This is a genomic window from Okeania sp. SIO3B5 (genome assembly GCF_010692555.1).
Lineage (GTDB): Bacteria > Cyanobacteriota > Cyanobacteriia > Cyanobacteriales > Microcoleaceae > Okeania.
Map to the genome: position 1 here is coordinate 1 of NZ_JAAHHG010000760.1, position 3,427 is coordinate 3,427.

At 36.5% G+C, this 3,427-nt stretch carries 4 protein-coding genes; 1 reads left to right on the forward strand and 3 read right to left on the reverse strand.

Translation table 11 applies throughout. From position 1 onward, the window contains the following. The first annotated feature begins 118 nt into the window (after positions 1–118). Positions 119–256: a hypothetical protein gene (locus F6K54_RS42055; protein ID WP_293090431.1), complete on the forward strand. Its 138-nt coding sequence runs from the start codon at positions 119–121 to the stop codon at positions 254–256. A gap of 551 nt (positions 257–807) precedes the next feature. Here the strand turns inward: F6K54_RS42055 and rimK are convergent. The 3 genes from rimK to F6K54_RS42070 all read right to left on the reverse strand — a co-directional run. Then, positions 808–1,704, reverse strand: a complete 897-nt coding sequence (gene rimK / locus F6K54_RS42060) for a 30S ribosomal protein S6--L-glutamate ligase (protein ID WP_293090433.1) — start codon at positions 1,702–1,704, stop codon at positions 808–810. A gap of 580 nt (positions 1,705–2,284) precedes the next feature. Then, positions 2,285–2,881, reverse strand: a complete 597-nt coding sequence (locus F6K54_RS42065) for an ATP-dependent zinc protease (protein WP_366558399.1) — start codon at positions 2,879–2,881, stop codon at positions 2,285–2,287. 308 nt (positions 2,882–3,189) lie between these two features. After that, a partial coding sequence (locus F6K54_RS42070; RefSeq protein ID WP_293090432.1) for a glycine cleavage T C-terminal barrel domain-containing protein occupies positions 3,190–3,427 on the reverse strand: 238 nt, incomplete at its 5' end.

A 3,427-nucleotide genomic window follows, 5' to 3' on the forward strand; every position in this document is an offset into this window, starting at 1 on the left:
CATGTCCGGTTGAATAGTTAGACTTTGGCGGAAGGAAGGCAGGAGGCAGGAGGCAGGAGGCAGAAGGTTTTCTCAAGAGTGTCACCTTAATTTTATACACGCTCCGATGCTACCGGACATGATATTATATAGCATAAGGAAGAAGGAAGAAGGAAGAAGGAAAAAAGAAGAAGGAAGAATGAAAAAAGAAGAAGGAAGAAGGAAAAATCTGTTGTCTGAGTTTTACAGCAGTTTTCATTTCGGTAGACTACAGTAGGAGCATTAACAATAGTTATGCACCAGCAAATGGCCTCATGCTAACCTAGAGAGCTTCTCCGCTTTATATGTTGCGGAGCAAAACGCCCCTACAACCCACATTCCACACCACAAAATGTAGTATAAAAATAGAAGTCAAAAGTCAAAAGTCAAAAGTCAAAAATCAAAAGTAAATTATAGTGGTCAATAGGAGTCAAGGATTCAGTAAGTATTTATGCTTAATATTTCACTGAGAATTTGACTCTCGATTGAGGTAAATGAAGATAGTTTATATAGTATAAATACTTAAGTTTGCTACAGATTTTATACTAATTTTCATGTTATATCATGTTCGGATAATCAGTTATAAAAAAACTTTATCCCTTTTAACCCTTTCTTCCCTTCCGCCTCCTGCCTCCAGCATAGCTGCCTTCCTTCCTCCAAAGTGTAAGTATTCAACCGAACATGATATTACAACTTGAAGTGCGGAATGTGGGCTACAAGATTTTTGTTATTACCGAATAATTAAGGTTTAAAGCCTCTCCTTAATTATTAATTATTAATTATTAATTATTAATTATTAATTGTTGAACCTTTTTTTGCATTCTTCTCTAAAAACTCAATTATCTTGCCAGAAACATCTACTCCTGTAGCTGCTTCTATTCCTTCTAAACCCGGAGAAGAATTCACCTCCATCACTACTGGGCCATGGTTAGAGCGTAACAAATCTACTCCAGCAACTCTCAACCCCATTGCTTTAGCTGAACGCACAGCAGTTGAACGTTCTTCAGGAGTTAATTTAATTTTTTCTGCTTTACCACCCCGGTGCAAGTTTGAGCGAAACTCACCCTCAGCTCCTTGTCTTTTCATAGATGCTATTACTTTATCTCCTACTACAAAACATCGTAGATCTGCACCACCTGCTTCTTGAATAAATTCTTGAACTAAAATATTAGCATCCAAGCCACGAAAAGCTTCAATAACTGACTTAGCGGCTTGATAAGTTTCTGTTAAGACTACTCCTATTCCCTGAGTTCCTTCTAATAGTTTAATTACCAAAGGAGCACCTCCCACGGTATTAATTAAACCATCAATATCTTTAGTAGAATGAGCAAACCCAGTTACAGGTAATCCAATTCCTTCTCTAGCTAATAATTGCAAACAATGTAATTTATCACGAGACCGAGAAATGCCTTGAGAAGGATTTGGGGTAAAAACTCCCATCATTTCAAACTGTCTAACTACAGCCGTCCCATAAAATGTTTTAGAAGCACCAATACGAGGAATTATAGCATCAATTCCTGCCAAAGGTTCACCTTTATAAATAACTTGAGGTTTCATCGAAGTAATATTCATATAACAGCGCAAGTAATCAATAATTTGCACTTTGTGACCTTTTTTTTCTCCTGCTTCTAGCAATTTTCTAGTTGAATAAAGAGTTGGTTCAGTGGATAAAATAGCGATTTTCATTTTGTTTTTTTCTACCATTTTTGGCTCTTATTTTGTAAGCATTTCCTGCGGAATGCTGCGCTAATAGCTATTAGCTGTCAGCTAGCCTCCTGGGTGGGAACTGCGGACTTCAGCAACAAGACTCTCTCATATAGGACAGTGTTTAAATTAACAATTGACTTTAAGGGGAAGGGAACCAACTTTTGTAGTAAGACAATTAATAAAGCTTTTATCCTAATACCATTTTTCTGTAACAATCCACTTAATAATTCTTACCAAAACCTGAATTTTACCGAATAATTAATAATTCAATAATTCAATAATTCAGGTTTAAAGCCTCCCCTTTCAAGGGGAAAAAAGCGGTCGAGGGATGGCGAGGTTTCCTCGCCATATCCAATCGACCAAGAGAATAAATTTTCTCCTTTTATTCAATCCTATCCGTTTTAGGGAGAGGTAATTATCAATTATCCATTATCAATTATCCATTATTGAATAATAGCTGTTATCTTTTATTAAGCGCAACTTCATGGATAAATGATATAAATTAAAAGCAATAGCTGATAGCTGACGGCTGAATGCTTACCTTATTTTTGACTATTTTTTAATTGTTATCTAAATAAGATTTGCCTGGGTTAATCAAGAAAAAACCCCGCACTGCTTGTCGCCCCAATAACATTCTAAATCCCATTAATTTGCGATTAGTTAATGTTAATTCAACTGACCATTTTTTTTGCATTAAATTTACTTCTGTGAGAATAACAGGGCGTAATTCTGCTTGTCCGCTAGAACTACGAACATTACGTTCATCTATTAATTCTGCTTCAGCAATTACTGTTTGATTAGTATCTCGTTGTTGGGGATGAATTTTAAATTTCACTTTTGGTTTACCATCAATTTCAAAGGTTTCAATATCAAAAGCGTGTAAAGCAGAAGAACGGGCACCAGTATCGATTTTTGCCTTAATTCTAGTAATGCCAATTTCAGGTAATGCTATCCATTCCCGCCAGCCAATAATTGGTAATTCTTGATGTTTCATTTTTAGTTTTAGGGAGTAGGGAGTAGGGAGTAGGGGAGTGGGAGTAGGGGAGTAGGGGAGTAGGGGAGTAGGGGAGAATTTTTTTTGCCAACTATGCGCTAAAAATGCTAACTTTTTGAGCATGAAGAGCTGAAAACCATGTATAGCAATGTGCGCTGGCATATTTACAAATTACAAGAACTGTCCAATAGCTAAAAGTCTTATAATATCGGTTTTTTATTCCCCCTGTTGCCTGTTGCCTGCGCACAGCGCTATACTTTTTCAATACCTATTCAATACCTAAAAAGGCTAAAACCTTTATCTGGTAATTATTTGATATTTAATCAGCAAACCCTACTTAGGTAAAACTTCAGTTATTAAGTAATTAAATAGCAAAATATTGCAATCTATACTAATGAATAGAGTTGTAGTTTTTACTCATCACCCCATCACCCCATCACCCCATCACCCGTACTCCCCATTTCCAACTTTTAACTTTTGACTTTTGACTTTTGACTTCTATAAAAGGGGCGCTTAACAACAATAGCTGCATAATTTTTACCCCTAACTTCTACTTCTAATTTTTGCCCTATTTTAGCCAAATTTTTCGGTACATAAGCTAGAGCGATCGCTTTCCCTAAAGTAGGAGACTTAGTACCGCTAGTAACTTCCCCTACCACTTTGCCATCACTCACAACAGGATAACCATGACGAGCAATAGAGCGATCG